At 38.0% G+C, this 26,182-nt stretch carries 26 protein-coding genes and 3 pseudogenes; 3 read left to right on the plus strand and 26 right to left on the minus strand.

Features of this window, described 5'->3' with window-relative positions; genetic code table 11:
* Positions 1-33 precede the first annotated feature (33 nt).
* The 4 genes and pseudogenes from acpP to D2C72_02030 all read right to left on the minus strand — a co-directional run bounded on the left by acpP (position 34) and on the right by D2C72_02030 (position 2,844).
* Positions 34-270: an acyl carrier protein gene (acpP, locus tag D2C72_02015; protein QEF43211.1), complete on the minus strand. Its 237-nt coding sequence runs from the start codon at positions 268-270 to the stop codon at positions 34-36.
* Positions 271-500: 230 nt separating this feature from the next.
* Positions 501-1,243: pseudogene (gene fabG / locus D2C72_02020) on the minus strand (3-oxoacyl-ACP reductase FabG).
* A gap of 38 nt (positions 1,244-1,281) precedes the next feature.
* Positions 1,282-1,494, minus strand: coding sequence for a 30S ribosomal protein S21 (gene rpsU, locus D2C72_02025; protein QEF43212.1), 213 nt, complete (start codon positions 1,492-1,494; stop codon positions 1,282-1,284).
* Positions 1,495-1,594: 100 nt separating this feature from the next.
* A pseudogene (locus tag D2C72_02030) lies at positions 1,595-2,844 on the minus strand (hypothetical protein).
* Between the two features lie 172 nt (positions 2,845-3,016).
* Between D2C72_02030 and D2C72_02035 the strand changes: the two are divergent.
* Positions 3,017-3,262, plus strand: a complete 246-nt coding sequence (locus D2C72_02035; protein QEF43213.1) for a hypothetical protein — start codon at positions 3,017-3,019, stop codon at positions 3,260-3,262.
* 23 nt (positions 3,263-3,285) lie between these two features.
* Here the strand turns inward: D2C72_02035 and D2C72_02040 are convergent, their stop codons facing one another.
* Positions 3,286-3,933: a DUF417 domain-containing protein gene (locus tag D2C72_02040; GenBank protein ID QEF43214.1), complete on the minus strand. Its 648-nt coding sequence runs from the start codon at positions 3,931-3,933 to the stop codon at positions 3,286-3,288.
* A gap of 106 nt (positions 3,934-4,039) precedes the next feature.
* Complete coding sequence (locus D2C72_02045; protein ID QEF43215.1) at positions 4,040-4,861, minus strand: diaminopimelate epimerase; 822 nt, start codon at positions 4,859-4,861, stop codon at positions 4,040-4,042.
* A 114-nt stretch (positions 4,862-4,975) separates the two neighbouring features.
* Here D2C72_02045 and D2C72_02050 point away from each other — a divergent pair, with 114 nt between their 5' ends.
* Positions 4,976-6,022: an AI-2E family transporter gene (locus tag D2C72_02050; protein QEF43216.1), complete on the plus strand. Its 1,047-nt coding sequence runs from the start codon at positions 4,976-4,978 to the stop codon at positions 6,020-6,022.
* A 143-nt stretch (positions 6,023-6,165) separates the two neighbouring features.
* On the opposite strand, the gene D2C72_02055 is transcribed toward D2C72_02050, so the two are convergent.
* The 20 genes and pseudogenes from D2C72_02055 to D2C72_02150 form a co-directional block, all read right to left on the minus strand.
* A complete protein-coding gene (locus tag D2C72_02055) occupies positions 6,166-6,933 on the minus strand; it encodes a radical SAM/SPASM domain-containing protein (GenBank protein ID QEF44162.1) in 768 nt (255 codons plus the stop codon).
* A 134-nt stretch (positions 6,934-7,067) separates the two neighbouring features.
* Complete coding sequence (gene ychF / locus D2C72_02060) at positions 7,068-8,168, minus strand: redox-regulated ATPase YchF (protein QEF43217.1); 1,101 nt, start codon at positions 8,166-8,168, stop codon at positions 7,068-7,070.
* A gap of 1 nt (position 8,169) precedes the next feature.
* Complete coding sequence (locus tag D2C72_02065) at positions 8,170-9,660, minus strand: leucyl aminopeptidase (protein ID QEF43218.1); 1,491 nt, start codon at positions 9,658-9,660, stop codon at positions 8,170-8,172.
* Positions 9,661-9,707: 47 nt separating this feature from the next.
* Positions 9,708-10,286, minus strand: coding sequence for a DedA family protein (locus D2C72_02070; protein ID QEF43219.1), 579 nt, complete (start codon positions 10,284-10,286; stop codon positions 9,708-9,710).
* 14 nt (positions 10,287-10,300) lie between these two features.
* Entirely contained in the window at positions 10,301-10,840 is a 540-nt protein-coding gene (gene apt / locus D2C72_02075) for an adenine phosphoribosyltransferase (protein QEF43220.1), read from the minus strand.
* 57 nt (positions 10,841-10,897) lie between these two features.
* A complete protein-coding gene (locus D2C72_02080; GenBank protein QEF43221.1) occupies positions 10,898-11,230 on the minus strand; it encodes a hypothetical protein in 333 nt (110 codons plus the stop codon).
* A gap of 50 nt (positions 11,231-11,280) precedes the next feature.
* Positions 11,281-11,736, minus strand: coding sequence for a ribose 5-phosphate isomerase B (gene rpiB, locus D2C72_02085; protein QEF43222.1), 456 nt, complete (start codon positions 11,734-11,736; stop codon positions 11,281-11,283).
* 20 nt (positions 11,737-11,756) lie between these two features.
* Complete coding sequence (locus D2C72_02090) at positions 11,757-12,455, minus strand: site-2 protease family protein (GenBank protein QEF43223.1); 699 nt, start codon at positions 12,453-12,455, stop codon at positions 11,757-11,759.
* A gap of 8 nt (positions 12,456-12,463) precedes the next feature.
* Positions 12,464-13,336: a signal peptidase I gene (lepB, locus tag D2C72_02095; GenBank protein QEF43224.1), complete on the minus strand. Its 873-nt coding sequence runs from the start codon at positions 13,334-13,336 to the stop codon at positions 12,464-12,466.
* The gene (folD, locus tag D2C72_02100) at positions 13,337-14,215 is read right to left on the minus strand and encodes a bifunctional methylenetetrahydrofolate dehydrogenase/methenyltetrahydrofolate cyclohydrolase FolD (protein ID QEF43225.1); all 879 of its coding nucleotides are present in this window, start codon (positions 14,213-14,215) and stop codon (positions 13,337-13,339) included.
* Positions 14,216-14,294: 79 nt separating this feature from the next.
* Positions 14,295-16,340, minus strand: coding sequence for an LTA synthase family protein (locus D2C72_02105; GenBank protein ID QEF43226.1), 2,046 nt, complete (start codon positions 16,338-16,340; stop codon positions 14,295-14,297).
* 5 nt (positions 16,341-16,345) lie between these two features.
* Complete coding sequence (locus tag D2C72_02110; protein QEF43227.1) at positions 16,346-16,900, minus strand: hypothetical protein; 555 nt, start codon at positions 16,898-16,900, stop codon at positions 16,346-16,348.
* Positions 16,901-16,906: 6 nt separating this feature from the next.
* Positions 16,907-18,025 carry a hypothetical protein gene (locus tag D2C72_02115; protein ID QEF43228.1) on the minus strand — a complete coding sequence of 373 codons (1,119 nt, stop codon included), beginning with the start codon at positions 18,023-18,025 and terminating at the stop codon, positions 16,907-16,909.
* The gene (gene pyrC / locus D2C72_02120; protein ID QEF43229.1) at positions 18,001-19,020 is read right to left on the minus strand and encodes a dihydroorotase; all 1,020 of its coding nucleotides are present in this window, start codon (positions 19,018-19,020) and stop codon (positions 18,001-18,003) included. The genes D2C72_02115 and pyrC overlap by 25 nt, the downstream gene beginning before the upstream one ends.
* A gap of 4 nt (positions 19,021-19,024) precedes the next feature.
* On the minus strand, positions 19,025-19,987 hold the full coding sequence (locus tag D2C72_02125; protein ID QEF43230.1) for an energy transducer TonB: 963 nt from the start codon (positions 19,985-19,987) through the stop codon (positions 19,025-19,027).
* Complete coding sequence (locus D2C72_02130) at positions 19,971-20,852, minus strand: hypothetical protein (protein ID QEF43231.1); 882 nt, start codon at positions 20,850-20,852, stop codon at positions 19,971-19,973. Before D2C72_02130 ends, D2C72_02125 begins: the two co-directional genes overlap by 17 nt.
* Entirely contained in the window at positions 20,849-21,220 is a 372-nt protein-coding gene (gene fliN / locus D2C72_02135; GenBank protein QEF43232.1) for a flagellar motor switch protein FliN, read from the minus strand. The genes D2C72_02130 and fliN overlap by 4 nt, the downstream gene beginning before the upstream one ends.
* 81 nt (positions 21,221-21,301) lie before the next feature.
* The gene (gene nth, locus D2C72_02140; protein ID QEF43233.1) at positions 21,302-21,946 is read right to left on the minus strand and encodes an endonuclease III; all 645 of its coding nucleotides are present in this window, start codon (positions 21,944-21,946) and stop codon (positions 21,302-21,304) included.
* On the minus strand, positions 21,943-22,179 hold the full coding sequence (locus D2C72_02145) for a hypothetical protein (GenBank protein QEF43234.1): 237 nt from the start codon (positions 22,177-22,179) through the stop codon (positions 21,943-21,945). Before D2C72_02145 ends, nth begins: the two co-directional genes overlap by 4 nt.
* Positions 22,176-25,114, minus strand: a pseudogene (locus D2C72_02150) (DUF3971 domain-containing protein). Before D2C72_02150 ends, D2C72_02145 begins: the two are co-directional and overlap by 4 nt.
* Between D2C72_02150 and mltG the strand changes: the two are divergent.
* Positions 25,032-26,021, plus strand: a complete 990-nt coding sequence (mltG, locus tag D2C72_02155) for an endolytic transglycosylase MltG (protein QEF43235.1) — start codon at positions 25,032-25,034, stop codon at positions 26,019-26,021. The pseudogene D2C72_02150 and the gene mltG overlap by 83 nt on opposite strands.
* Positions 26,022-26,182: the final 161 nt, after the last annotated feature.

Here is a 26,182-nt window from a genome sequence, read left to right on the forward strand (position 1 = left end):
AACCTGGAGACAAACCGCTCCAAGTTAAAAAGATTAAGCTAGTTTATTGTCCTCAATATACTTCACCACATCGCCCACATTGACGATTTTTTCCGCTTGCTCATCAGGAATTTCAATGTTAAACTTTTCTTCTAACGCCATGATTAATTCCACGACATCTAAAGAGTCCGCACCCAAATCCTTCACAAATTCCGCCTCTGGCGTAACTTGAGCCGTATCCACATTCAACTGCTCAGCAATAACTGCCTGAATATCTTCAAATAAAGCCATAATTAAAACTCCCTTGTTTTGTAAAAATTAAATCAACCATTCATTGGAGCGTTTATTTTTGCTCCAAAACATCTAAAATCCTATACAACAAATAAATTACAATGAGAAACAATATTAAGTAAATAATCCCCATTTGATAATAACCTCTTTGTTTTAGAATAACCTCATAATGTTAGCATGATTTTTGCTACTTACAAACTTTTATCGCTAAAAGAATCCTTTGTTTAGGACTACATATAAAGTCCGCCATTGACTTTGAGAGTCTCCCCAGTGATGTAACTAGAGTGATCACTCAAAAGAAACGCTACCGCTTCTGCCACTTCCTTAGCAGACCCTAGCCTGTTTAAAGGAATGTTTTTAACATAATCCGCTTTGAGTTCGTCTTTCAAATTAGCGTTCATGTCGGTTTCTATAAAGCCTGGCGTTACAGAGTTGAAACGAATATTCCTTAAAGCTCCCTCATAAGCAAAGGACTTGCTCATCGCAATCATCCCCCCTTACTCGCTGAGTAGTTTGTCTGCCCCATATTGCCTCTTTCACCAATGATAGAAGCGATATTAACCACGCTCCCAAAACGACTTTTACTCATCACCTTTAAAGCCTCTCTGCAACCTATAAAGGCTGAAGTGAGGTTATTGTCTATGACATGGTGAAAATCTTCTGTTTTCATTTTGATCGCTAATTTATCGCGCACCACACCGGCGTTATTCACCAAGTAAGACAAACCCCCATCGCTTTGGACAATGGTTTGTATCGCTTCAACAAAATCGCTTTCAGAAGTCGCATCAAATTTAATGACAGCCGCTTTATAACCTTTTTCTTCAAGCTCATTTTTCAAAGCGTCAGCCACTTCAGCATTACTGCGGTAATTGATCCAAACTTTCAGCCCCATAGAAGCGAGAGTCTTGGCGATTTCGGCCCCAATGCCTTTAGAAGCCCCAGTAATGAGAACATTTTTCCCTGTGAATTGCATTATTCAATAATCCTTAAATTTTAAATTTGTTCAAGTTCTTATAGTCTTGATTCATAACGCCTTAACATGTAAAGACGCTTTAAGACCTTCTTTTTAGCGCTGATTTTTTGTTTTTTGCGTTTTTCAGTTTTAGACTCAAAGAACCTTCTAGCGCGGCATTCTGTTACCACTAGATTGCGATCGGTTTGCTTTTTGAATCTCCTGTAAGCTTCATCAAACGCATCGCTTTCTCTAACCTTAATCCCTGGCATACTGCTATCACCTCTTTTCCATAGCTTAAAATCATTGCTTAACAATGGCTACAAACGAAATAATATTATATAAGACAGATTAACCGATTGTCAAGAATTTTCACTTTTTTCTAGCGATTTTGTTAATAAGGTTATAAGGATCAAAGGCAACCGTCATATACACTTGGTAAGATTCTGACCAAGGCAAGCTCCTATCAAAGCCTCCACGCATCGCATTAAGCACGAAATTGATCCGAACAGACGCAAAGTCGTTTTTCCAATTGTAATAAAAATCAAAACGATTGTATAAATTGGCTTGAAAGAATGGCACGCCACGATAAATAGGCGTGGGGCAGTAAGAAGGCGTGCAATACATTTCAACATACTGGTATTGGTTATAAAAAGGCATTTCTGGGGTTTTGGCAAAATAAAATAAATTGTGTATGCCAAAACCTTTGTATTGGATCTCCACATCAAATTGCCCCCCACGCTATTCATAAAAGGCACATTTTTGTGGATTTGCCTTAATCGGCTTAATTCAGAAACCATGCCAAAACTGGCATTGAGCTTTTCCATAAAGGGGGCGATGTCTAAAAGGCTTGTCCCTATGTAAGCGTTAAAATAAAGGCGATCCATAAGATAAATATTATTATTGTCAATCGCTTTTTTTTCATTAAACTGCATGCCATCAGCCCCATTCAAAAGGTATTTGTCTTCGTTATGGAATAAGACAAAATACCCTCCAATACCCAATAAATCCTTAAAGAAATTATAAGCGACAGAGCCGTTCATTTGAAACCTATCCATTGCATTCCCATAAGGGTTTCTCCCGAATTTACAAGTGTTATAACAATTGCCTCCAAACCAATCTAACATGAATTCCGCATGCCCATAATAGGGTTTTGAAGGCGAATAATGGTTTTGAAACTGCAATAAAAACCCTCTAGCGTTGGGATCTATAAACCAATAATAAGGGGCAAAAATATTCAAACCATACCTCCCTAAGAGGTTTTTTCTAGGAAAGATGCCGCCATAAAAAGTAAAACGCTTCCCTCTAGCCTTATAATACATAGTAGGCCCCCAACGGTAGGGAAAATTAGTGCTGTAGTTATGGAAGTTTTGAAAAAAATACGCCCCCACAGTCAAGCTTTGCTCCACACCTCTTGTATAAAATTGGATCCCAAAATTTGGAGTCAAACGGGTTTTAAGATTGGTGTTAGTATTGACCCAATAAGGCGTTGAGCCTTCATGATCCATGATAAACATATTAAAACCCAGATTATATTTAAAAATATTCCAATCAAAAGCATGCGAATTAACGGCTAGCAAACAGACTAGAGAAGAACGTTTTAAAAAGGTGTTTATTGCCACTTGTTACCCCTATGTCATCATTTTTTTGATAAAAAAGCTTATCTTGTAACAAATGGGTATTCTAGCACATCTAAAAATATTTTTCTTTAGATTTAATATTAAAATAGCGCTTATTTCATGTTAGAATAGCCGTTATGATGTTACAACATACTAACTAAAAAAGGAAATTTTAATGGAATTAGGAAATAAAAATATAAAACCCGGTCGTAAGCGTGTCGCTGTAGATGAGTTGAAACGCAATTTTTCAGTGACTTTTTATCTCTCTAAAGAAGAGCATGATGTTTTGAGACGCTTGGCTGACGAAGAAGTAGAAAGCGTCAATTCTTTTGTCAAACGCCACATTTTAAAAACGATCATTTACAAAAAAGGCACTAACCAAGATTCTTCTATCAATTGTGATTCTTCTAGTAGGCTTTAAGCCTACTTTAAGGTATTCGCTCTTTAAGAGCAACACCCGCTAGAGCATTTAGTTTTAATCCCTACCGATGAGCGATCCATTAAGCAAAGCCCTTTACCCTCCAAATAGCGTTTCGCATCAAATCCGGCCACAAACAAGCCTCCAGCAAACAACGCCAAGTCTTTAACCACTAGCCTTCCAGCCCCAGAAAGCCATGGGAAATGCTGATTGACAAACACTTCTGGCGTTGTGAATAAAAAAGATAGGGTGGTGATCGTCATTCCGGCGACAAGTAAGCCCCCAATCACGCCCATTAAAGGCATCCAAAGCCCCAAAAGCACCAAAATGCCTAGGATCATGATCGTAATCCCTAAACCTTCAGCCACTAAATAAGTGCGGTTTTCTTTATGCCATTCTTTGTTTTCAATGATTTTAGGGTTATCTTGCATTTCTTCTTGCATGGATTGGGATTCAGACATTTTGTGTTGTTTGTATGCGGGCTTTTCAAATTTATACATGAAAGAAAAGAAAGGGGAATTAGCCACAAAAGGAGCGATCCCTTCGGCTTCATACGGCACAAACTTAAGCCCTCCAATCCAAATAAAAATGATGAAAATAGCTATATGCATCAAATAGCCGCCTAGATTCTGGAGTTTTGTAATCACTTCAAGCAATGATTTTAACGCTTGCATGGTTTTATTCCTTTAGGATATTTTTTATATTGCTAAAAACAGCTCGCAAATGATAGCGCATTATGTTTAATTACGACAAAATCATTACCATTATAAGAAATAATGATCAAAAACACCCATTTTCAAAAACCCTCATGCCTAAAACACTCATGCCAATATAACGAACCGCGCCTTTATAAAAAATTCCATCATTTTTTAAAGAAAGCTCTAAAGATTCGTTACTTTTAGGGATGAGAGTGGCTTTTTTAGGCGTGTTATAAAAAATGCGTGCGGCGATAAAAACCGCTGCCATGCCTGTCCCGCAAGCTAGCGTGAAATCTTCAACCCCTCTTTCATAAGTTTGTAAAAAAATCGTCTCTTTATTTTCTATAAAAGCGATATTAATGTTAGCGTTAAATTCATGCCTTAAAGCCCTTAATTCCAGCGTGTTAAGGGAATTTAACCACTCTTTATTTTTCACAAACCCCACTAAATGCGGCACTCCTGTATTGATGAGATAGAACATAGGGATATTTTCTAAAACGCTGTTATTAGTAAAAAATTTTTTGCATCTTAAATTGGGTATGGTGTCTAGGATTTCGTAGTTACCGAGATTGCTCTCTACGATGTTGGGTTCTTCTATACGGATAGAAATCTCTCTTTTTCCGGCTAAAAAAACATGCTCTTTAGGGGCTATATTATGCTGGTAGGCAAATAACCCCACGCAACGGCTCGCATTCCCACACATGCCAGCTTTAGAGCCGTCTGAATTGTAAAAATCCCATTCGTAGTCATAATCTTTACTTGGTAAGACGACCACAAGCCCATCAGCCCCAAAACCCTCATGCCTATGGCACACCTGTTGGGCTAAATTGGAAAAATCTTTTTTTTTGAAACTTTGAGCGATTAAAAAATCATTCCCGCTCCCTGAATATTTGTAAAACACCATTAATGCAAGCCTTTTTGATTTTAATTATAAGTTAAAAGAGGTTTTTTATCCTTAAAAGAGCGTTTTTTAGCTAACATTTGATAATTTTTGGTTCAGTTTAATGGGGATAATTTCATGAAAGCTCAGTATTTCTTTTGGATTCTTTTTTTGATTGGTTTTTATTGGATGATCTATTTGTATCAAGATTTTTTAATGGATGCATTGATCGCTGGGCTTTTGTGCGTGGGGTTTTTTCAAGTGAAAGTTTTTTTAGATAAGCGTTTTTTCAATGTTGTCAGTTCGTTTTTATGCGTTTTAATTTTAGCGAGCGTTTTGATCGTGCCGTTATATTTTATTGTTTATAAAAGTTCTAATATCATTTTTGAAATCAATTTTGAAAAATTTTCAGCCCTAATCAAATGGCTTAAGGGGACAATCACCGAAAATTTGTCGCATTTTCCTGCCATTCATGATGGAGTGAGCAAGTTTTTAGAAAATTTTAGCGCCGCTTCCATCACGGGTTATTTGTTGAAAATAAGCAGCTATGTGGGAAGATACAGCTTGAAACTCATTACAGACGCTTTGTTTATCTTGGGGCTGTTGTTTTTCTTTTTTTATTACGGGGAGAGATTTTATCGTTATTTTTTAGGGGTCTTGCCTCTTGGAATGAATCAAAGCAAAAAGATTTTTGAAGAAGTGGCTGGGATTTTACGCATCGTGCTTTTAACTTCTCTCATCACGGTTATTTTAGAGGGCGTGGCGTTTGGGGTGATGATCGTATGGTTTGGGCATGACGGCTGGTCTTTAGGGATTTTATACGGCCTAGCGTCTTTGGTGCCGGCTGTTGGGGGGGCTTTGATTTGGATCCCTATAGCGATTTATGAGCTTTATCATGGGAATGTGAATGAGGCTATTTTTATCGCTTTGTATTCCATTTTATTGATTAGCGTGTTGATTGATAGCGTGATCAAGCCAATTTTAATCGTCTTCATCAAAAAAAGAATCTTTAAAACCACCCTTAAAATCAATGAAATGTTGATTTTCTTTTCTATGATTGCTGGGATTTCACAATTTGGTTTTTGGGGGATCATTGTAGGGCCTACTATCACGGCGTTTTTTATTGCGTTATTGCGATTGTATGAAAATTACTTTATCCAAAACGATCAAAAAGCATGCGAATGATATAAGCCCTATGGCTCAAAACGAAATTTTTAAAAATGATATATAAGAGTGAGTTATAGAAATAACCATTCTTATGAAGAATTTTCAAACACCTCATTCAATGCGAACGCAAATTTAAACCCATATCTTAATAGATACAAATTTTATTTTTTATAACGAATGAGAGGGTAGGAACAGTTTTTGCATAAAAGTTCTAGTGTTTCGCCCTTTAAAAAATGGGTTTTGATGGCCATAGCTTTTTGACTCTTTAAAACATCTTTTAAGGGCGTATGGTTTAAATCGCCAAGGTTGATATGAGCTTGCGTGTCCATGCAGCACGGCACGACAACGCCATTAGATAAAATAGCGACTTGCTTGATCAAGCCGTAACAATAGGGGATTTTTGATTCTTGGTTTAAAGGATTTGGGGCGTTCAAATTCGGCCATTTAAAGGTCTTTTGGATATTCAAAAAACTTTTTTTAAACAAACGAACGCGGCCTTGCGATTTTAAACCCTCTAAAGAAACGCATTCAAAGCTTTCTAAAAAAGGCTTGATCAAATTCTGGTGTTTGTCAAGGGTGCTGTCTTGAATGCGTAAATTCAAAAACACTTCGCTATTTTTTTCAAATTTATAGTGGCAAAATTCTAAAATTTTTTGGATATAGCGGTGCTGGTTGATTTTGTTATGATTGTCTAGCCCCGCGTCTAAAGAAATAGAGATTTGATAGATCACATCTTGTAAAAGCGTCTCAAAATCGTGCAAATACACCCCGCTAGTAACCAAATCCACTTTCAAAGAAAAGCGTTTAGCGGTGCTTAAATAGCGGTTTAAATTTTTGAGCTTGCAAGGATCGCCTAAGACATGCAAGGTGATCATTTGGGTTAAGGGGGCCACTTCTTTACAAACTTTTTCAAATAATTCTAAAGGCATCACGCCTCTGATATTTTTAGGGTTAGGGCAAAAACTGCATTGCAACCCGCAAATATCGCTTAACTCTATATAGATTTTTTTAAAAAGTTTCTTGTTGGGTGTCAATTCTTATGAGAAACTAGCAATAAGACAGACTAGACATTGAAGCGAAAATGCAACACATCGCCATCTTGAACGATATAATCCTTACCTTCAATGCGTAACGCTCCCTTTTCTTTCGCGCCGGCTTCGCCATTATAAGCGATAAAGTCATCATAACTGATGGTTTCAGCTCTGATAAAGCCTTTTTCAAAATCCTTATGGATCACCCCAGCAGCCATAGGCGCACTAGAGCCTTTTTTAATCGTCCATGATCGCACTTCCTTGACTCCAGCGGTAAAATAATTGATCAAGCCTAATTCCTTAAAACTCAAACGAATGGTTTTTTCTAGCCCGCTTTCTTCTACGCCCAAACTTTGCAAAAATTCTTTGACTTCATCTCCACTCATAGAAACCATTTCTTCTTCCAATTTAGCGCACAAGGCAACAAACTCGCTATTTTGGGCTTTCGCATGGTTTTTGACTTTTTTGGCATGCTCATTGAGAGCACTTAAATCTTCTTCGCCCACATTAGCGACATAGATCATTTTTTTATGAGATAAAAAACGCAATTCCTTGTCCAATTCTAAAAAAGCCTCGCTTGTATTCAAGGGAAAAGTTTTCGCCGGCTTTAATTCTTCTAAATGCGTTTTTAAACTCAAAGCACATTCTAAAAGATTTTTAGCGTCTTTTGAGCTTTTTAGGGCTTTTTGCAAGCGATCGATCCTTTTGTCTAAAGTGGCAATATCCGCTAAAATCAACTCCAATTCAATGGTCTCTATATCATTTAGGGGATCAATTTTATCGTTCACATGCGTGATATTGTCATCTTCAAAACAGCGCACCACTTGCAAGATCACTTCGCATTCCTTGATATTGGCTAAAAACTGATTGCCTAAACCCTCCCCCTTGCTCGCTCCCTTAATCAATCCGGCAATATCCACAAATTCCACCACAGAATGCAAAATGCGTTCAGGCTTTACGATTTGAGCCAACGCATCAAGCCGCCTATCAGGCACATTCACAATGGCTTTATTGGGTTCAATGGTGCAAAAAGGGTAGTTCGCGCTCTCTGCGTTTTGGGTTTTAGTGAGCGCGTTAAAGGTGCTGGATTTGCCCACATTAGGCAAACCCACAATGCCTACAGACAAGCCCATTTCAAGCCTTTTTCAAAAGCTCTTCCACAAAAGCTGTGCATGCTCTCACGCCGGCCCCACTCGCTCCAAAGCTATTCACATCCCATTCTTTTTCCACATAAGCAGGACCTGCAATGTCAATGTGCAGCCATTTGTCTTTAAATTCATCTCTAATAAATTCATTTAAAAACAAGCCCGCTGTGATCGCACCGCCATAGCGTGAAGAAGAAATATTGCACACATCAGCGATTTTAGATTCAATCAATTTCTTTAAATGGCGGTTAAAGGGGAGTTTGGCTAATAATTCGCCGGATTCTAACCCTGAAGTTTCAAAGAGGTTTTTTAACTCTTCATTATGCCCCATGATCGCTGAAGTGAATTCGCCTAAGCCTACAACGCATGCCCCAGTAAGGGTCGCAAAATCCACGATCACATCAGGGCTTAAATCTTGAGCGTAGCTCAAACAATCCGCTAAAACCAAACGCCCTTCAGCGTCGGTATTACGCACTTCTATGCTCTTGCCTTCTTTAGAGATTAAAATATCATCTGGTTTATAGGCAGCTGGGCCTATCATGTTTTCTGTAGCCCCAATAATACCATGCACTTCAGCTTCCACGCCTAGTTTGGCTAACGCATTTAAAAGCCCGATCACCGCAGAGCCACCGCCTTTATCCGCTTTCATGGTAACCATGTAATCGGCCGGTTTCAAGCTCAAACCCCCACAATCATAAGTCAAGCCCTTACCCACTAAAGCGATTTTTTTCTTCGCTTTTTTGGGTTTATAGACTAAATGGATCAATCGAGGAGGATTGACGCCAAGAGAGGCTTTATTGACCGCTAAAAAGGCGTTCATTTTCTTTTCTTCTAAAAATTTTTCATCATGGACATGGATTTCTAAATGGTTTTCTTTAGCCACTTTTTGCGCCACTTCAGCCATATAAACCGGGGTGCCAATCATAGGGGGGGTATTGACTAAATCTTTAACGATATTCAAGCTTTCTGTCATGATTTCAGCGTATTTTAAAGCTTCTTTAGCGCTCTTTTCTAAAGAATTCGTGCAAGTTTTTTCGCATGGTTTGTGCAATTCTAAAGCGACAATGGCTTCTTTTAAAACGCTTTCTTTTTTGTTGGATTTAAAAGTGTCGTATTCATACAAGCCTAATTTCAAGCCCAAAAACAACGCTTTCAAATTTTCTAAAAGCGCATTATCTTTAGAATGCGTGCCACAAGTATAAACGCCCACTTTAACGCTTTTAAAAGCGAGTTTTTTAAGGGTGCGAACGGCTAAACATGCACTCTCTCTCAATAAATGCACATCATCTTCTTTAACGCCCGCATACAGGATTTTATTTTCTTGGTCTAAAAACGCGCCTTCGCCTTCGTATTTAAAGGTTTCTAGCAATTCTTTATTTTTGACCCAAACATGATCAAAATCCTTATTGACAATAAAAACTAAACTGCATTCAGCTTTTGCGTTTTCAAAAGTGGTTTTTTCTAATTTGATTTTTAACATAAAGTCTCCTTTTTTAATTTCATATCTTTCAAGAATTGTATTGCGCTCTAGCGGTTTTTCTTGCTATAGTATTGGAAATACCATAGAACCAACGCTAAGAAAGATACTAATAGTAATATTAGCGCATAAGGGTGTTTTTTAAGCCACTCTAACGCATGCAATAACTCTTCTCCTAAATACCACGCTAGAATAATGGTAATGCTCGCCCACACCATCGCGCTAATGAGATTGATGATAGCGAATTTTAAAGCGCTATAACGCGTGAGCCCTATGCTAATGGGAATGATAGTGCGCATGCCATACATGTAGCGTTGGATAAAAATGATAAACCAGCCATGTTTTTGCAACAATAAATGGGCTAGGGCTAGTTTTCGGCGTTGTTTTTCTAGCTTTTTTTGGATGTAAGCTTTATTGGTACGGCCGATGTAAAAATAGATCTGATCCCCCACAAAACCCCCAATCCCTGCGACTAAAATGGCTAACCCTAAATGCATATGACCGGTATAGCTGGCAATCCCTGCTAAAATCAACCCGATTTCGCCTTCTAAAATGCTCCACCCGAATAAAATGAGATACCCCCAAGTCGCTGCATGCTGATTCCACAAATCAATGATGTATTCTTCCAAAACTCACCCTTATCCTAGCACTCTAACAAACAAAAAGTCTTCACTCGTTCTTCTAAAAGTTGGATACCCGGTAATTCTTTTAACCCTATCAAAAAGCATGCTTCTACGCATTCAGCTTGTAGGGCTTTGATAAGCTCAAGGCTCGCTAAAGCTGTGCCTCCAGTGGCTAATAAATCATCAATCAACACCACCCTTACCCCCTTAATTCCCCTAAAAGCGTCAGAGTGGATTTCTATGCTATCGCTCCCGTATTCTAGACTGTAGCTTTGAGACAAGGTGTGCGCGGGGAGTTTGCCCTTTTTCCTAACAGGCACAAAACCCACCCCAAGCGCATAAGCTAAAGCAGAGCCTAAAATAAACCCTCTCGCTTCAATGCCCACGATAAAGTCTATATTGAGAGCGAGATAGCGTTTTTTGAGCGCGTCAATGAGTTTGTTAAAAAGTTTAGGGTAGTTGAGTAGCGTGGTAATGTCTTTGAATAAAATCCCTTTTTTAGGGTAATCTTTCACTTCTCTGATGCTTTGTAAAAGTTCTTCTTTGAGCGTTTCATTCATTTTAATATCCTCTAATATAACGGATTGGTTGTAGAATTTTGATTTATTATAGCGTTTTTAAAGGAGAGCTTCTATTTTTTGCTCCAATTCTTTAATACGATTTTTATATTTATCCGATTCGCCTTTGTATTCAGAATTGCGCTGTTTAAGGGCTTTCAGTTCTGTTTTTAACGAGCTCATTTCTTGGGTAAGAATATCAATATTACCCAAAGCTCTTTGGAGTTGCAATTGGTGTTTTTGGATCAAAATTTCAGCTTCTTGTAGGGTGAGCTTCATGGACGCGTTGGCGCGTTCTTGCCGTTTAGCCACGGTTTTAAAAAAGAAGGTGCGCACGCCCATATAAAGGATAAAAACAACAGCGATAGTGATGATAAACCATTGGGTAAACATTCTATTAAAATATCCTTTTAGCGAAACGATGCAATTATACTATATTAGCCCTATGATTTCAGCGATTCATCTAGCTTTTGGATGCGCAACACATGGCGGCCTTGTTCAAATTCTGTAGAGAAAAACGCTTCCAAAATGCTTTCTGTTACGCCAATACCGCTAATCTTTTCACCCAAGCACAAGACATTGGCGTTATTGTGCAAGCGAGTCATTTTAGCCATGTAAGCATCAAGGCATAAAGCGGCTCTAATACCCTTAAAGCGATTAGCGCCCATGCTCATGCCTATCCCTGTGGCGCACACCAAAATACCATAGCTTTGCGCATTTTCTAAAACCTTTTGGCACACTAATTTGGCGTAATCAGGGTAATCCACCCTTGTAGTGGGTAAGAAAGCTTGGATCTTAAAACGCTTGTCTTCTAAAAAATGTTTAACAAATTCTGCGAGATGCAACCCTGCATGATCGCTTCCTATAAAAACTTGAGCGGTATTTAAGGGCTTATTCATAAGCTCTCCTTGATAAAAGATTAAGAAAGGAGTAAGGAAAATAAAAATCTTGTGGGCGCATGGATAAAAAACTCCGATAAAGGGGGGATAAATAAGAATATTAACACAATCAACAAGCCATAGCGTTCCATTTTAGAAAACCATTCCAATAAAAACGCGCTTTTAAAATGCAACGCTAAAAAGCCTAACGCTTTGGAGCCGTCTAAGGGCGGGATAGGGAGACTATTGAAAACGCCTAAGACAAGATTATAGAGAATGCCTTGAATGAGAAAGGTTACTAACGCAAGCTGATAAAGATTCAGTTCATCAACGCTTAAAGCGTTGATCCCTAGTTTTTGAAAGCTCCAATGCGTGATGAAAGCGAGCAGAACGGCCAGAGTGAAATTATAAATCACCCCGGCTAAACTCACCACTACGCATGCCAGAGAGCCTTTTTGAGAGACAATGTAGCGCATATCCACAGGCACGGGTTTGGCCCACCCAAATAAAAAGGGGGCTTGAAAAATGAGTAATAAAGCCGGTAAAAGCACCGAACCCATCATGTCTAAATGTCTGATAGGGTTTAAACTCAAACGCCTGGCGTCTTTAGCGCTCCTGTCCCCAAATAAAAACGCGCTCAAGCCATGCATGATCTCATGCCCTATGATAGCGATTAAAAGGGCTAAGATTTTCATTAAGGTGGTAATAACACTTTCTAAAGAGAAATCAAAAAATTGCACAAAAAACCTTAATGCGTTGCTTTTTCTTTTTTAATGATTTTTTCTAAGCCTTCAACGCTTTTAAACATGCGTTCCCAACGCACCAGATAGCGTTTTTTAGGGTTATTTTCCGCATCCATTTCCAGGCTATTTTTTAAACTCAAACTGAAATAAACAAACCATGGCGAACCCACGATGTTTTTATAAGCCACACTCCCCCAAAAGCGCGAGTCGCTAGAATTGTCTCTGTTATCTCCGATCATGAAAAATTCATCGTTATTGATCTTCTTATAAAACACCTTTTCGCCCTCCATTTGAATGAGTTGCATGCTGATATTAGCTTCTGCACCTTGAGTGGCTAACTGCTCCATTAAGTGGAAGGTTTCATTGTCTTTTTGGTAATGGATACCCGGATGCTCACTTTTATAAGGGTTTAAAACAAAAATTTTACCCATAAATTCTTTTGTCATGGCGTTAGGGTAATGTTTAGCGATGTAATTTTTGTCTGTGTCGCTCTCAAAAGGGTGCAAATAAAACCCCTCATTAGTGAATAACACCTCATCGCCTCCAATGGCAAAATTCCTTTTGACATAGTAAGATTTTTTTTCATGGGGAGGGATAAACACCACCACTTCGCCGCGCTTAGGGCGATCCCCCTCTATCAAATGCCCGTTATTTTTAAAATCAGGCATAACAGGAAGCTCAATCCATGGGATTTTAGGAATGGGTATGCCGTAAGAAAATTTTTTGACAAAGAGCATATCGCCTTCATAGAGCGTGCCCACCATAGATCGAGAGGGAATGATAAAGGCTTGCGCGATAAAAAAGATAACCAACAGCACGATAATAATCGTCCCTACCCAACTGGAGCAAAATGCATAAACAGAGCGCAAAAATTTCATTTAAAATCCCTTCCTTTGTTGTTTTTCAAAAGCGATTAAAGTGTTTTCTAAAAGCGAAACGATTGTCATAGGCCCCACGCCTTTAGGCACAGGAGTGATAAAACCGGCAACTTTTTGCGCGTTGGTGAAATCCACATCGCCCACGATACGCCCATCGTTCAAATGATTGATCCCAATATCCACCACTACAGCCCCTTTTTTTAACATACTCGCTTTAATCAAATCAGGCTTACCCACGCCCACGCAAACAATATCAGCGTTTTGGGTGTAAAAGCTAATGTCTTTAGTCAAAATATGGCACACGCTCACGCTAGCCCCAGCGTTTAGCATGAGCATGCTTAAAGGTTTGCCAATGATATTGCTCGCCCCGATAATCGCCACATCCTTGCCCTTGATTTCAATGTGATAATGCTCTAAAAGACGCATCACGCCCATAGGGGTGGCTGGCAGAAACGATTCTTTTTGGGTGCAGAGTTTGCCGATATTAAGGGGGTGGAAACCATCCACATCTTTACTGGGGTCAATGGCTTCTAAAATCATTTTAGTATCAATGTGTCTGGGCAAAGGGAGCTGGACTAAAACGCCTGAAATGTTTTGATCGGTATTGTAATCTTTAATCAAGGACAGCAATTCAGCTTCAGTAATATCCTCTTGGAGGGTTTTTAAGTCAAAATCCATGCCCACCCTTTGGCATGCTTTGATCTTCATATTAACATAAGTGATACTAGCGGGATCTTTCCCTACTAAAATCACGGCTAGTTTGGGGCGTTTATGCGTTTGTGCGGTTATTGTTTGGATTTTATTTTTCAAATCTTTTTCTATATCATAAGCTAACGCTTGCCCATCTAATAAAACAACGCCCCTATTTGGCATGCCCATTTATCCTTTATATAATTAAAATCCTATTATTGTAGCAAAAATCATGCGTTTAAGGGAATTAAAAACTCCCTTTAGCTTGTCAATCTTTAAGATTAGCCCCATGATAGAGCAAGTAATAACTGAGGGCTTTCAAAGATTCTAATTGCTGGTAAAACTTAGAAGCTTCTATTTTGTCGTTTTGTTTCTTGTCGTTTTGTTTATCCTCTGGCTCTTTAGGGTTTTCATTCAAATACCTTAACCCTGAACTTGGGTTATAAAAGTAATCTTTAGTAGCGATCGCTTCATAGCCTAGCGCGTAATTGGGGTGGCTTGGGGGGTTTGTTGTGTTGTTAGAAAATAAAGGCTTCCCAAAACTCACGAATTGAAAGCCTTTGGGGGCGACTAATTCAATAATCGTAGGGGCGATGTCTAAATGCGAGCCGACTTGACTGATTTTTTTAGGCTTTAAAGTGGGGGCATATAAAATAAGCGGCACGGATTTAATGATATACAAATCGTTTTTAGCGTATTCATAGCTCCTGTCAAAGTGATCCCCTGTGATGATAAAAAGCGAGTTAGGGAATTTTTGGCTGGCTTTTTTGATGAAATCAACCACCACTTTGTCATACCAGTAAATATGCCCTAAAGAATTAGCGTCCGGTAGATTTTCTGATTTAGGGGTTTTTTCCACAAATTTTTGGATTTTTTCTAAAGGCACGCCAAAGGCTTTGAGATTCACGTTTTTGATCGCGTGGTTGCTTAAAGTCATGACCATGCTGAAAGTTTTTTCATGGGGGTTGGTGTTTTCTAAAATGTAGTCAAATAAAATATTATCATGCACTCCCCAGTTGCTCTCTATGGGTTTGGGGTAGGGCTTGTTTTTAACAAATTCTAAGAGATGGTTATTGAAATAAAGGGCGTGAAAACCTTGTTTTTTGGTGAAACTGGTGAGTTTATTCCAAATCCCGCTGCCTCCATAATAAAAGTTGTTTCTATACCCTAGAGTCTTCATGATATTGCCAATCGCCATAGGAAAGCTAGGGAGGATCACCCCTGAATTGACTAAATTATTATCATTAATATAGGGTAAGCCTGTGATTTGGACATCCAGGCTTTTAACGGTCCGTGGGGCACCTTCAATAAAAGCAGAGAGCATGTGAGCATGTTCTTTTTTAACCAAATCTTGTAAAGCGCTCGTTAGCCCTATGGAATCAAATTTTTTATCAAAATGCCATGAACTCAAGGACTCTGAAACGATATAGAAAACATGATCAACTTTTTGATTGGAATGGTTATGGCTTGTTTGAGAAAGCAATTCATAGAGGTTGTTTGAGAGATTTTCTTTAAGATGGAAATAATTTTTCGCTACTTCTAAAGGCGTTTCTTTAGCAAAATCGCTGAATTTAAGGTTATGGCTTTGTCTGTAATTGCGCACCAAAAGATAAAGGTTACGAAACGCCCCGGGGGTAATTTTCATTAAAAAAGGATCTTTGGCTGGCTCTATGCTGAGATCTAAAGACGCACCCACAAAACTCAATTGCGCGTTAATGTAAAACATTTGCGTGAGCGAAAAAAGTGCAAATAAAATGAAAGTTTTAAGGGGTTTGGTGGTTTGATAAACATTTGCAGGCTTAAAAAGGGCGTTTTGGAGTTTGAAATAGATAAAAGAAATCAAAACGCTAAGGATTATAAAGAGTGAAAAACTAGAAAAAATAGGGTATTCCCCGCTCATTTTTAAAATCGTGAGCGTGTCTTCATGCAAAAATTCTAATAAATTTTCATCAAACACATTCCCATAAATGCCATAATAAACAATGTTAGCAATATTTAAAAACAGGATAATAGCGATAGAAAAACACGCCATAATATTAAGCATTTTGGTTTGGTGTTTGGGGGCCAATAACCCTAATAACCCGATGATGATAAAAAGAATCGCTAAGCTTGAGACCACACGATTATCGTATCTGGCTCCATTGAATAGGGTTTTGATGATTTCATCAAAAATAGGGTTTTTTAAGGCATGCTTATAATAGCCTGTATAAAGGATAAAGCCGATACGATTAAACACAAACAACAAGCTCATAAAAAAGGTGAAATAAAAACCTTTTAAAAAGAGCGAAAAAAGGGCATGAGATAGGGATTTCATAAGCGTTAATACAACCTTTTTTGAACAAGATATAAAGTCTTAAAAAAGACAAAAAGAAACAAGGGGAAATCCAATAAAGAATCTAAGATTTGAAAATGAGAATGCATTAAAAGCGAACTGGATAACGCTACTAAAGCGATCACACCTAATAAAGGGCTGCTCAAAAACAAACTGCTGCAAAAAAGCGCGCTAAAAATAAGAGAAGCCATGAAATGATGGTAGATTGAAAAAGGCAAGAACCCTAAAATATCTGTCAAAAGCAACAGATTGAAAAACAGCATGACGCTATAAGATTGCAAGGTTTCTAAAGGGGGCTTTTTGAGCATGTGACAAGAAAAGCTTGCATACGCAAGGATTAAAAGACAACTAAAGGGGCTTAAGGGGGCTGTAAAACTGCTTAAAAATTCATTGAGCGATAGAGAATCTTTAAAAGCGATATTGCTTAAAATCACGCTTATCAAAGAGAGCGAAAACCTCAAACCCAATGGCTTATTTTTGAAAAAAAAGAAAATTAAAAAAAGCCATGCAAAACTCAGCGTGTAAGAAGAAGGTATAAACATGACTGATTACTTGAGAAGGGATTTTAAATAAGCCATATTGAAACGGATGTGTTTGATGTGAGAGCGGTTATGGGTATAGACAATATCTATAAAATGAGGATTAAGGCTATAGCTTGGGTAACTCACTTCATTGGCTTTGTCTAAAACTTTTAAGGTTTTAAAAGAGTTTGAGTTTTCTAATTTAGAAAGCCAGAGTTCTTTACGACGCAAAGATAAATCGCTAGGGTTGTGGATCAAATACAATATTCCATTTAAATTGAGTAAATTCAAAGAATCATCTAAGTTTTTAAGATTTGTAGAAATGGGTTTTTGCCAAGCGGTGGGGGTCTTGCAGGTTTCTAGCATGAGGCTATCTTTAAAAGAATGGTTTCTAAACGCCATGACAGCGCAGTCTTTAAAGGGGGTTAGGCTTGGCTGGAGCTGGTGGTTTAGGGTATTAGGCCTTAAAAGTTCTCTTGGGTTATTTTGTTGGTCAAATTTCAACAACAAGGGGTATTGGGTGGCTAATTCGTGATAGAGCGGTAGCATAAAACCGCCATCAGTGGTGTTTAAAGGTTTATTTTTTATCAAATGGCTTAAGTTTAAAAAAGGGCTTAAAGAGAGTTTTCGCGCAAATTTAAAATGAATCGGCTCTAAAGCACTTTCAAATTGATAGATTTTAGAAGTGGCCCACCCGCCCATGCTCACCCCTACGACAAATAACAAAATTTTATTATCATGCAAAAAAAGCAAGGGGTTACCTAATTTTTTGATGTATTCATGCGAATGATGAGAAAGCTCTTCTTTGGTTAAAAGAATGAAGGCTTCGCTCCAGCGATTAGTCTTGCTGTCAAAAAGATTCGCGCTGATTTTCACATCCCTTGCCCCTTCTTTAGTGCCGCTAAAATAAGCACTCAAAAGATTATCATTAGGCAAATTGATTAAAGAGCTCGCATGCACGCTTAAAGCGTCATTTGGTTTAGGGATAGTGAGTTGCATGAAATAGGGGGGGTTTTGAGTAACAAGGGTTTGATTATGCGTGAAAGCATAGGGGGGGGTTTGGCGCTTCATTATAATTAAAAATAAAACGATAAAAAGCCCCACGAAAAAGGCGGTGTTTTTTAGGCGATTTCTTGAAGGTTCCAAGATAGCGTTTCGCCCCCTCTTAAGATAGCAATTTTTTCATTCAAACAAAGCGTGTGTGTAGGGACTATAAAAGGTTTTTTAGACAAATGCGCTTTTTTACTGGGTAGATTGTCTAGCGCGTAGATTTTTTTAGCGTTATCACTGATAAAGGCTTGCAAATTTTCTAAAGCGTTGTGTTTTTCAAAAAGTTCGCACAACGCAGGCAACAAAATAGGGGCAGAAAAGATGCCTGCCGGGATGTTAGCACTATGCTTTTTAGAAATGAAATGCGGGGCGCTATCAGAGCCAAAAGAGATTTTAGGGTGGGCTTTTAAAGCAAGGGATAAAAGCCTTTCTTGGTCTTTTTTGGTTTTGATTAAGGGTTTGCAAAAACAATGCGGGTCCAAATTCCCCCCTAATAAATCATCTAAAGTCATGCTGATATGGTGTAAGGTCAAAGTCGCATAGAGGTTGTCATGCTTTTCAATCAAAGCGATACTGCGCCAATCGCTCAAATGCTCTATAATGATTTTGAGTTTAGGGAATGAAAGGGCGAAAGTTTCTAAAACGCTATGGCATAAAAATTCTTTATCCAAACAAAACCCAGCCTGTTCTGCATGGACGCATAAAATAAAGCCTAATTTTTGGGCGTTTTCTAAAATCTCCAAAGTCTTTTCACCCAACAAATCCGAAGTGCCGTTTTGCGCGTTTGTGGTCATGCCTTTAGGGTAGAGTTTTAAAAATTTAATGCCTTTGTTTTTAGCTCGTTGCAATTCTTCTAAAGTCAAACCATCGTTAAAATACAAGCTCATTAAAGGCTTGAAGTTTGAAGAATTTTTTAAAATTTCTTCTTCATATTCTAGGGTGATTGGAGTGTCAATCAAGGGCTTACTGAGGTTTGGCATGATCACTGCGGCGCTAAAAGGCTCGCTAGAATATTCCAATACCGCTCTTAAAAGCGCGTTTTCTCGCACATGCAAGTGGGCGTCTATGGGGTCAAAAAGCGTGATTTCCATGCTGTTAATTGCCTCCCAAGTAATAACGCACTCTAATGCGAATGAGGGTTTTGGTTTTGGGGCGTGGGTAATCCTTATAAGCGATCTGAATGGTCTTTAAGGTGTTGTCATCAAGCATTTTGTATTCAGAGCCAATGATGATTTTAAGATCGGTAATATCGCCATTAGGGTGCAAGTAAAATTCTACTGCATTCGTCCCGTCTTGCCCTAAATAAGCCGCTACTTGAGGGTATTCTAAATATTTTTGCGTGATGCGCCCAATATCCCTTAAATTATTCCTGATGAAATCTTTTTCGGCTGTGCCTAAATCCCCAAATTCTTCGCCATACAATTCATCAATATCCCTTCTGGTTTGGTTATCCAAGCCTTTATTATTTTCTTTTCTGGGTGGTGCAACTTCTTTAGGCAAGAAAGAAAGCTGGTTAGGGTCAAATTCTTTTTTGACAGGTTTTTTCTCTTCTATTTTTTTCTGCTCTACTTTTTGTTCTACTACTTTTTTCTCTTCTTTTTTCTCCTCTACTACTTTTTTTTCTTCCACTTTTTCCACTTTTTTAAGAGCCTTATGTTTGTGGCTGGGCTTTTTGGGTTCTGGTTTGGGCTTTGGTTTAGGCTCAGGCTTAGGCTTTTCTATAGGTTTTGGCGGGGTTGGCGGAGTGGGGGGTGTGGGTGGAGTGGGGGGTGTTGGGGGTTTTTGAGGGCCAGCTAGCGTGGGTTTAGGAGCGCCCGGGTTGTTTTTACTGGGATCTTGTGAATGGCCTCTTTTTAAAACCAATAAATTTTCAGGATTTAATTTAACGAGCTTGGGTTTTGAAGGAAAAAAATCTTCTCTGTGTTCAAATAAAAAATAAATCAACCAATGCAACAATGCAGACAGAATGAGAGAAAAGAAAAAATTCCTGTTAGAATGATCCACAGGGTCAAAATTTTTCCCTAACTTAGCAGGTTGTAGTTTAGAATTTTCCGGCATATAAATTTCCTAATTTTGAATTCTTTATCTTATTTTCAGCTTCTTTAATCAGTTCTTCTTTAGATGTTTTTGGGCTTATTTTGTCTAAAAGCAGGCCGTATTTGTCGCTTAGTAAGACCAAGTAACGCTCCTTATTAGTCTCTATGGAAATGATTTTATGGTTCGCATCAACACGACCCAAAACATTAATTTCTAACTTAAAATCTTTTGCAGAAAAAGGCCCTTGTGTGGGAACAATTTTTTTTTTGATTACATACAATACTAAGAGTAAGGCAGCAATAACCGCTAACCCCTTGTAAGCATGGCTTAAATCCAGTGGGGGTTTTAACTCTAGAGCGTTTGAGGGGCTTTTGGCTCGCTCTTTTTCATCTTGGCTTGCGAGATTGGCATGCTGAGATTTTTCTTTCAGGCTAGGCGGTGGGGCTAAATGAAAACCTTTAGGTAAAAAAAGAAAGCGGAGTTGCTTTTTATCCTTGCTGTTTGAAGCTTGGATTTCTAATTCCATTTTAGCTTTTTTAGACAAGAGGTAGATGTCATTTTGGTAGGAAAACATTTCTAAGGCATTCAAAGAGGCTTCTTTAAAATCCATCGTTTTTTTAGAATCCAATTGAGCGTTTTTTAAAACGATCACTTTTTGGCCTTCAACTTCCATGATTTTAGGCGTTTTATTAAAAGGCGTTTCAAAAGTGAGCGTGGTTTGCACGGCCTTTATAGGTGGCGTTGCCGGAGCGTTTGAATCAGGTTGGACTTCTTTTAGCGCATTTTGCCAATGAACCAATTTAATGGGGGCATCATCGCTTAAAGGTATTTTTTCTTCAGCCAGTAACATCAAAGTAGCACTCAGCAACAAGAATAACAATCTCATGAATTTTTAGCGAGATAATACACAATGGCGTTAGAATCAAGGATTTCATTCAAACGAATGGCTAAATTCCTTTCAAAAACCATCACCTCACCCTTACCAATAACCCGCCCGTTCACAAAAGTATCCACGCTTTCTCCGGCGGGTTTTTGCAAATCAATCACAGAGCCTTTTTCAAAACGCAAGATTTGCAATAAAGGGATTTGCGTAGAGCCAAGTTCCGCACTAAAAACAATCTCCATGTCCAAAAGGTTTTTATAATCGCAAATGAGTTCTTCTAAATAAGTGGAAAGCTCTAGTTCTCTTTCTTTATTCGCTTTCTCTTTTTCTTTTTCGGCTATTTTTAACTGATTAGATTCTGTTTCTGGCATAAAACTCTACTCTTTCAAGAATGATTTGACTTTGATTATAAAATCTTAATTTTACTATAAATTTTATAACAAATAAAGCCACTACGCCTTAAAGCTAGCTTTAGAAACGCAAAATTCTTTTAAAAAACACGCGCCGCATAAGGGGTTTTTAGCCTTGCAGGTGTAGCGGCCAAACAAGATTAAGGCATGGTGGAGTTTGGATAGATTGTCTTTAAACAGATCACTCAATTCCTTTTCGGTTTTAATGGGCGTGTTAGCGTTGCTTAAACCTAAGCGGTGCGTCGTGCGGAACACATGGGTATCTACGGCTATGTAATTTGCATCAAAGCACACTGAAAGCACCACATTAGCGGTTTTTTGCCCCACGCCATCTAAACTCATCAATTCTTTTTGCGTAGAGGGGATAACGCCCTTAAAATCCTTAACCACTTTTTGCGCCATATTGATTAAATGCTTGCTTTTGTTGTTGGAATACGAAACGGATTGGATGATCTCTTTAACCTCTTCTAAAGAAGCTAAGGCTAAATCGTTCACGCTGGGGTATTTTTCAAATAACTTGGGCGTTATTTGATTCACTCTAGCGTCCGTGCATTGAGCGCTTAAAATGGTAGCCACTAATAATTCATAGGGGTTTTTATGGTGCAATTCGGTGGTTTGGTTGGGGTAATGTTTTAAAAGCAGCTCTTTGATTTGTTGGGCTTTTGTTTTAGCGCGTTTTAAGCTCATTCTTGCACGCTTTCTTTGATGACAAGGTATTGCGCTTCGTGGGATCTTAAAGCCACTTGAATGCGGTTGATTTTAATTGAAAGCGTGGCCTTTTTCATAGAAGAATGCAAAAGGGTGCATTGAACCCCTTCATGGATACCAAAAGAGAGGAAGCGTTTTTTAAGGGCTTCATCGCAGTTAGCGATTTCTACAATTTCATAAGTTTTGTCTTTAATGGCTTCATTGAGCGTCATTTTAATTTCCTTTTTGAATCAATGTTTTTTTTGACTTCATCCACGATGATGTCAATAGGCGTGAAAATACGGCGCAAGATTTTAAAAGGCGCTTGGATAATATCTGACGCTAAAGTTACTTGGGTTTTAGGTTTATCCAGCGTGCCTTTGACATTCACATTAGTGGTGATTTTACCTCCTTTTCCTAAAACGAGATAGCCCACGATAGGGATTTTATTTAAGACATTACTCAAAGCCTTGATAGTGGAAACTTCTAAATTCAAATCTAATTTGTTTTTGTCCAATTCAATGATCCCATTGCCAGCAATATCAAGCGTTTTGCCGACAAGATCAATTTTTTCTAACCCTAAATATTCTTTAGTGATCCCAAAAACAACAGATCCTTTTTTGATTTGATAGCCATTAGCCCCTAAATGAGGGTTCCTAAAGACAATGAGGGAGGGAATGGTGTTGATGAGATTGACCATGTTTTGCATGAGGGCGAAATTCTTTAAGCTTGTGTTTTGGAATTTCAATTCGCCGTTGAAAACTTGATCTTCAAGAGCCCCAATAAGCGTGAATAAGCCTCCTTCTACGAAATCTTTTTGGAGGATGGTGTTGATATAATCCCCGCTAAAATTATGAGCCTTAAGATACAAAGCCCCATGCACTAAATCCGCCATGATCATGGCGTTTTTATAATTGCCATCAATTTTCACCCTATCGTCTTGAGCGACAATATCAAGATTTTCTAAAGGAAAAGGCATTTTTTTATAGATCAGCACGACATCTTTAGCATGGATGCGTGTAGAGATAGGGATAATTTTGTGGGCTTTTTCATAGCGTTGTTTGGCGCTAATGAAAACATCTTCATCTTGGATTTCTTTAGAGCTAGGCTTTTCTTTTCGTTCTTTGGAGAATAATTCCGCAATAGCTGGCATTTTACTATCTAAGAAATCATCAATACTCAAATCAATGTTATTAAGGGTAATATCCTTTTGATCCCCCTTAACTTTTATGGATATGCTTTTGCTTGGAGTATAGACAGAAATTTCATCTTTATTGATAGAACCAAATAAAGAGAGGGAATCAAATTGCTTGCCGTTGCTATGATAAATGGGTAAAGTGATTTTCAAATCTTTAGCAAAAAAATCAATATTGACAAAATCGCTCGTAGAAACTTCTAAAGAGCCATCTTCTAAGGCGAAATACTTCATAATAGGGGAATAGGGCTTGATTTTTTTCAAATCTTTGATCCTAAAAACATAGGCGTTATCCTTAATTTCGCCCTCTAATAAGAGTTGTGGCACGCTCCATTGCATGTGGTTGGGGTTAGAAAAATCAAAATTCAAAGAAAGGTTTTTAAGAGTGTCTCCTGTAGCGTAGAAAACATCTTTAGTGAATTTATCTTCGCTTTGGGCTTTAATGGTGTCTATGATTTTTCTTCTAAAAACCTCTGAGTTTTCGCCCTCTTGAATGATAGAATGCAAGCTTTTTAAATCTAAAGAAAATTTAGCAGGCTGTGGGTTATCTTGGGCGTTATTCAAGCCATAAGAACGCATGTTGATATTATTGTTAGTGTTGAATTGTATTTTATGGACTAAAGAATCTAAAGAAAGGATTTTTTATTCAAGTCTAAAGCGATTTTAGCGTCTAAATCCAGCATGTTTTCATAGCGGGTGTGGGTAGTTTCTATGTAAATGTATTGGTATTCTTGGGTAATATCTAGGCTTATATTAGCGTTTTGCGTATAAAGGGGGATATTATAGAGCGAGAGGGTGCCTTCTTGCAAATTAACGCTACCTTGAACGCTAAATAAGGGGGCGGTGTTTTTCAAGAATTGTAAGGTGAGTTTCAAATCCGCGCTAGATGGCGTGCTGATTTTATCCAAAGGTAAAACGACTTTATAAGCGCTCAATAAATCCTTAATGCTATCACCATAATAATTAGGGGTCGTTTTTAAAAAAACCTCCAACTTAGGGGCTTCTAACAAATTGGAAAAAGTGGCGTAAGAGCCGGTTAATTCCATGGTTTCATAAGTGATTTTTTGGGGTTGTATGAGGAGCTGTTTGTTTTTGAAAATCAATTCGGTTTTATCCATTTTAATGGGCGATAAGCCATCATTAAAAACGACTGAAGGCTTAATCAAAGTGGCTTTAACTACAGAATTTTCCAAAAGCGATGGGATAAACTCGCTAGGAGTGAAATTAGCCTTGATTAAAGCGCTATCAATCTTAAAGCTAGCAAATTGGATCTTGTCAAAAATCCATGTTTTTAAATTTTTTTGCGATTGGCGTTGGAAAAGGGGCTTTAAAAACGCTAGGCTTTTCATTGGAGAAGTGTTGATTTTTAATTCTATGGTTTTTAAATCGGTTAGCCCTTGCAAATAAATTGCAGCACTGGGTTCAATTAAAGGCTTGACAATCAAATTGAACGCCATTTTCCTAGCTTTGGGTGAATAGTGGGCGTTGCCATCCACTTGGACTTTAATATCTTTAAAAAGCAGATTGATGATTTTAAGCTTGATGTTTTTATCGTCTTCTAGGGAAAATTCCCCTTTGACTCCTGGAAATTCTAACTCGTATTTATTCCCATCAAAAAAGATATTGGCTTTATTTTTATCGTCTAAAATGATTTCTTTGACTTTAAGTTTTTCAAAATAAGACACCGCCCAAATGCCATAACGGATATTTTTAATCAAATCAGAAACTTCTAAATGCTTTTTAGTGGGTTTTTGATGGAAGAAAGAAGAGAGATCAATGCGTTCAATTTCTAAAGAAAGCTTGTTATTGAGTTTTAAGTATAATTCAGAAATGCCAAGCTTTCCGATTTTTAAATTTTGTATGTGAATGCCGTTTGAAAGGGTTTTGTGAATGACAACTAAAAGAGTGAATACTGCCACAAACAAGATAATGACATTAAACACTTTCTTGGATACATGTTTTCTTTTATTCATCAGTATTCTTTTTTATTTAAGTATACCAATTTATCCTAACAAAGTGGTGGTTGTCCCGCAAGGTTCGCTCAAAAAAGTGTTTTTTTCTTTGAAAGAGCAAGGCGTGGATATTAACGCTTTGGATTTGTTTTTTTTACGCTTAATGGGCATGCCTAAAAAAGGCTATATTGATATGGGCGATGGGGCTTTAAGAAAGGGGGATTTTTTAGTCCGTTTGATTAAAGCGAAAGCGGCGCAAAAAAGCGTTACTTTAATCCCTGGAGAAACCCGCTATTTTTTCACGCAAATTTTGAGCGAGACTTACCAACTAGGAGTTGGCGATCTCAATGAAGCTTATAAAAGCATCGCGCCACGATTGAATGGTGCTGTGATAGAAGATGGGGTGATATGGCCAGACACTTATCATTTGCCTTTAGGGGAGGACGCTTTTAAAATCATGCAAGCTTTAATCGGTCAATCCATGAAAAAACACGAAGCTTTAAGCAAACAATGGCTTGGATACTACCATAAAGAAGAGTGGTTTGAAAAAATCATTCTCGCTTCCATTGTGCAAAAAGAAGCCGCTAATATTGAAGAAATGCCCCTGATTGCGAGCGTGATTTTTAACCGCTTGAAAAAAGGCATGCCTTTACAAATGGATGGGGCTTTGAATTACCAGGAATTTTCACACGCTAAAGTGACCAAAGAGCGCATTAAAACCGATAACACCCCCTACAATACTTATAAATTTAAGGGCTTGCCTAAAAATCCTGTGGGGAGCGTGAGCCTAGAAGCGATTAGGGCGGTGGTATTCCCTAAAAAAACTAACTTTTTGTATTTTGTGAAAATGCCGGATAAAAAACATGCTTTCAGCGCGACTTATAAGGAGCATTTAAAAAATATCAATCTTTCTAATAATCATTTTTAAAATTAGGGTTAATGGGGCGTTTTTTCTTTTAAATTGGTTAAAAAGTGTTTAGTATTTTCTCATTTTAATTTTAAGTTCTTACTATTAAAGCATTTTAGATTTTATTAAAAAAGGCTTGCTACAATTTTAGGCAAATTTTGATTGCTTAGGGCTTAAAATAC

Source organism: Helicobacter pylori (assembly GCA_008032955.1).
Lineage (GTDB): Bacteria > Campylobacterota > Campylobacteria > Campylobacterales > Helicobacteraceae > Helicobacter > Helicobacter pylori_DC.

What these genes read in the sequence shown, in the direction of transcription:
- acpP (QEF43211.1), bottom strand. Translation starts at nt 270, where the DNA reads ATGGCTTTATTTGAAGATATTCAGGCAGTTATTGCTGAGCAGTTGAAT.
- rpsU (QEF43212.1), bottom strand. Translation starts at nt 1,494, where the DNA reads ATGCCAGGGATTAAGGTTAGAGAAAGCGATGCGTTTGATGAAGCTTAC.
- D2C72_02035 (QEF43213.1), top strand. Translation starts at nt 3,017, where the DNA reads ATGGAATTAGGAAATAAAAATATAAAACCCGGTCGTAAGCGTGTCGCT.
- D2C72_02040 (QEF43214.1), bottom strand. Translation starts at nt 3,933, where the DNA reads ATGCAAGCGTTAAAATCATTGCTTGAAGTGATTACAAAACTCCAGAAT.
- D2C72_02045 (QEF43215.1), bottom strand. Translation starts at nt 4,861, where the DNA reads ATGGTGTTTTACAAATATTCAGGGAGCGGGAATGATTTTTTAATCGCT.
- D2C72_02050 (QEF43216.1), top strand. Translation starts at nt 4,976, where the DNA reads ATGAAAGCTCAGTATTTCTTTTGGATTCTTTTTTTGATTGGTTTTTAT.
- D2C72_02055 (QEF44162.1), bottom strand. Translation starts at nt 6,933, where the DNA reads ATGCCTTTAGAATTATTTGAAAAAGTTTGTAAAGAAGTGGCCCCCTTA.
- ychF (QEF43217.1), bottom strand. Translation starts at nt 8,168, where the DNA reads ATGGGCTTGTCTGTAGGCATTGTGGGTTTGCCTAATGTGGGCAAATCC.
- D2C72_02065 (QEF43218.1), bottom strand. Translation starts at nt 9,660, where the DNA reads ATGTTAAAAATCAAATTAGAAAAAACCACTTTTGAAAACGCAAAAGCT.
- apt (QEF43220.1), bottom strand. Translation starts at nt 10,840, where the DNA reads ATGAATGAAACGCTCAAAGAAGAACTTTTACAAAGCATCAGAGAAGTG.
- D2C72_02080 (QEF43221.1), bottom strand. Translation starts at nt 11,230, where the DNA reads ATGTTTACCCAATGGTTTATCATCACTATCGCTGTTGTTTTTATCCTT.
- rpiB (QEF43222.1), bottom strand. Translation starts at nt 11,736, where the DNA reads ATGAATAAGCCCTTAAATACCGCTCAAGTTTTTATAGGAAGCGATCAT.
- lepB (QEF43224.1), bottom strand. Translation starts at nt 13,336, where the DNA reads ATGAAATTTTTGCGCTCTGTTTATGCATTTTGCTCCAGTTGGGTAGGG.
- folD (QEF43225.1), bottom strand. Translation starts at nt 14,215, where the DNA reads ATGGGCATGCCAAATAGGGGCGTTGTTTTATTAGATGGGCAAGCGTTA.
- D2C72_02105 (QEF43226.1), bottom strand. Translation starts at nt 16,340, where the DNA reads ATGAAATCCCTATCTCATGCCCTTTTTTCGCTCTTTTTAAAAGGTTTT.
- D2C72_02110 (QEF43227.1), bottom strand. Translation starts at nt 16,900, where the DNA reads ATGTTTATACCTTCTTCTTACACGCTGAGTTTTGCATGGCTTTTTTTA.
- pyrC (QEF43229.1), bottom strand. Translation starts at nt 19,020, where the DNA reads ATGGAAATCACGCTTTTTGACCCCATAGACGCCCACTTGCATGTGCGA.
- D2C72_02125 (QEF43230.1), bottom strand. Translation starts at nt 19,987, where the DNA reads ATGCCGGAAAATTCTAAACTACAACCTGCTAAGTTAGGGAAAAATTTT.
- D2C72_02130 (QEF43231.1), bottom strand. Translation starts at nt 20,852, where the DNA reads ATGAGATTGTTATTCTTGTTGCTGAGTGCTACTTTGATGTTACTGGCT.
- fliN (QEF43232.1), bottom strand. Translation starts at nt 21,220, where the DNA reads ATGCCAGAAACAGAATCTAATCAGTTAAAAATAGCCGAAAAAGAAAAA.
- nth (QEF43233.1), bottom strand. Translation starts at nt 21,946, where the DNA reads ATGAGCTTAAAACGCGCTAAAACAAAAGCCCAACAAATCAAAGAGCTG.
- D2C72_02145 (QEF43234.1), bottom strand. Translation starts at nt 22,179, where the DNA reads ATGACGCTCAATGAAGCCATTAAAGACAAAACTTATGAAATTGTAGAA.
- mltG (QEF43235.1), top strand. Translation starts at nt 25,032, where the DNA reads ATGACAACTAAAAGAGTGAATACTGCCACAAACAAGATAATGACATTA.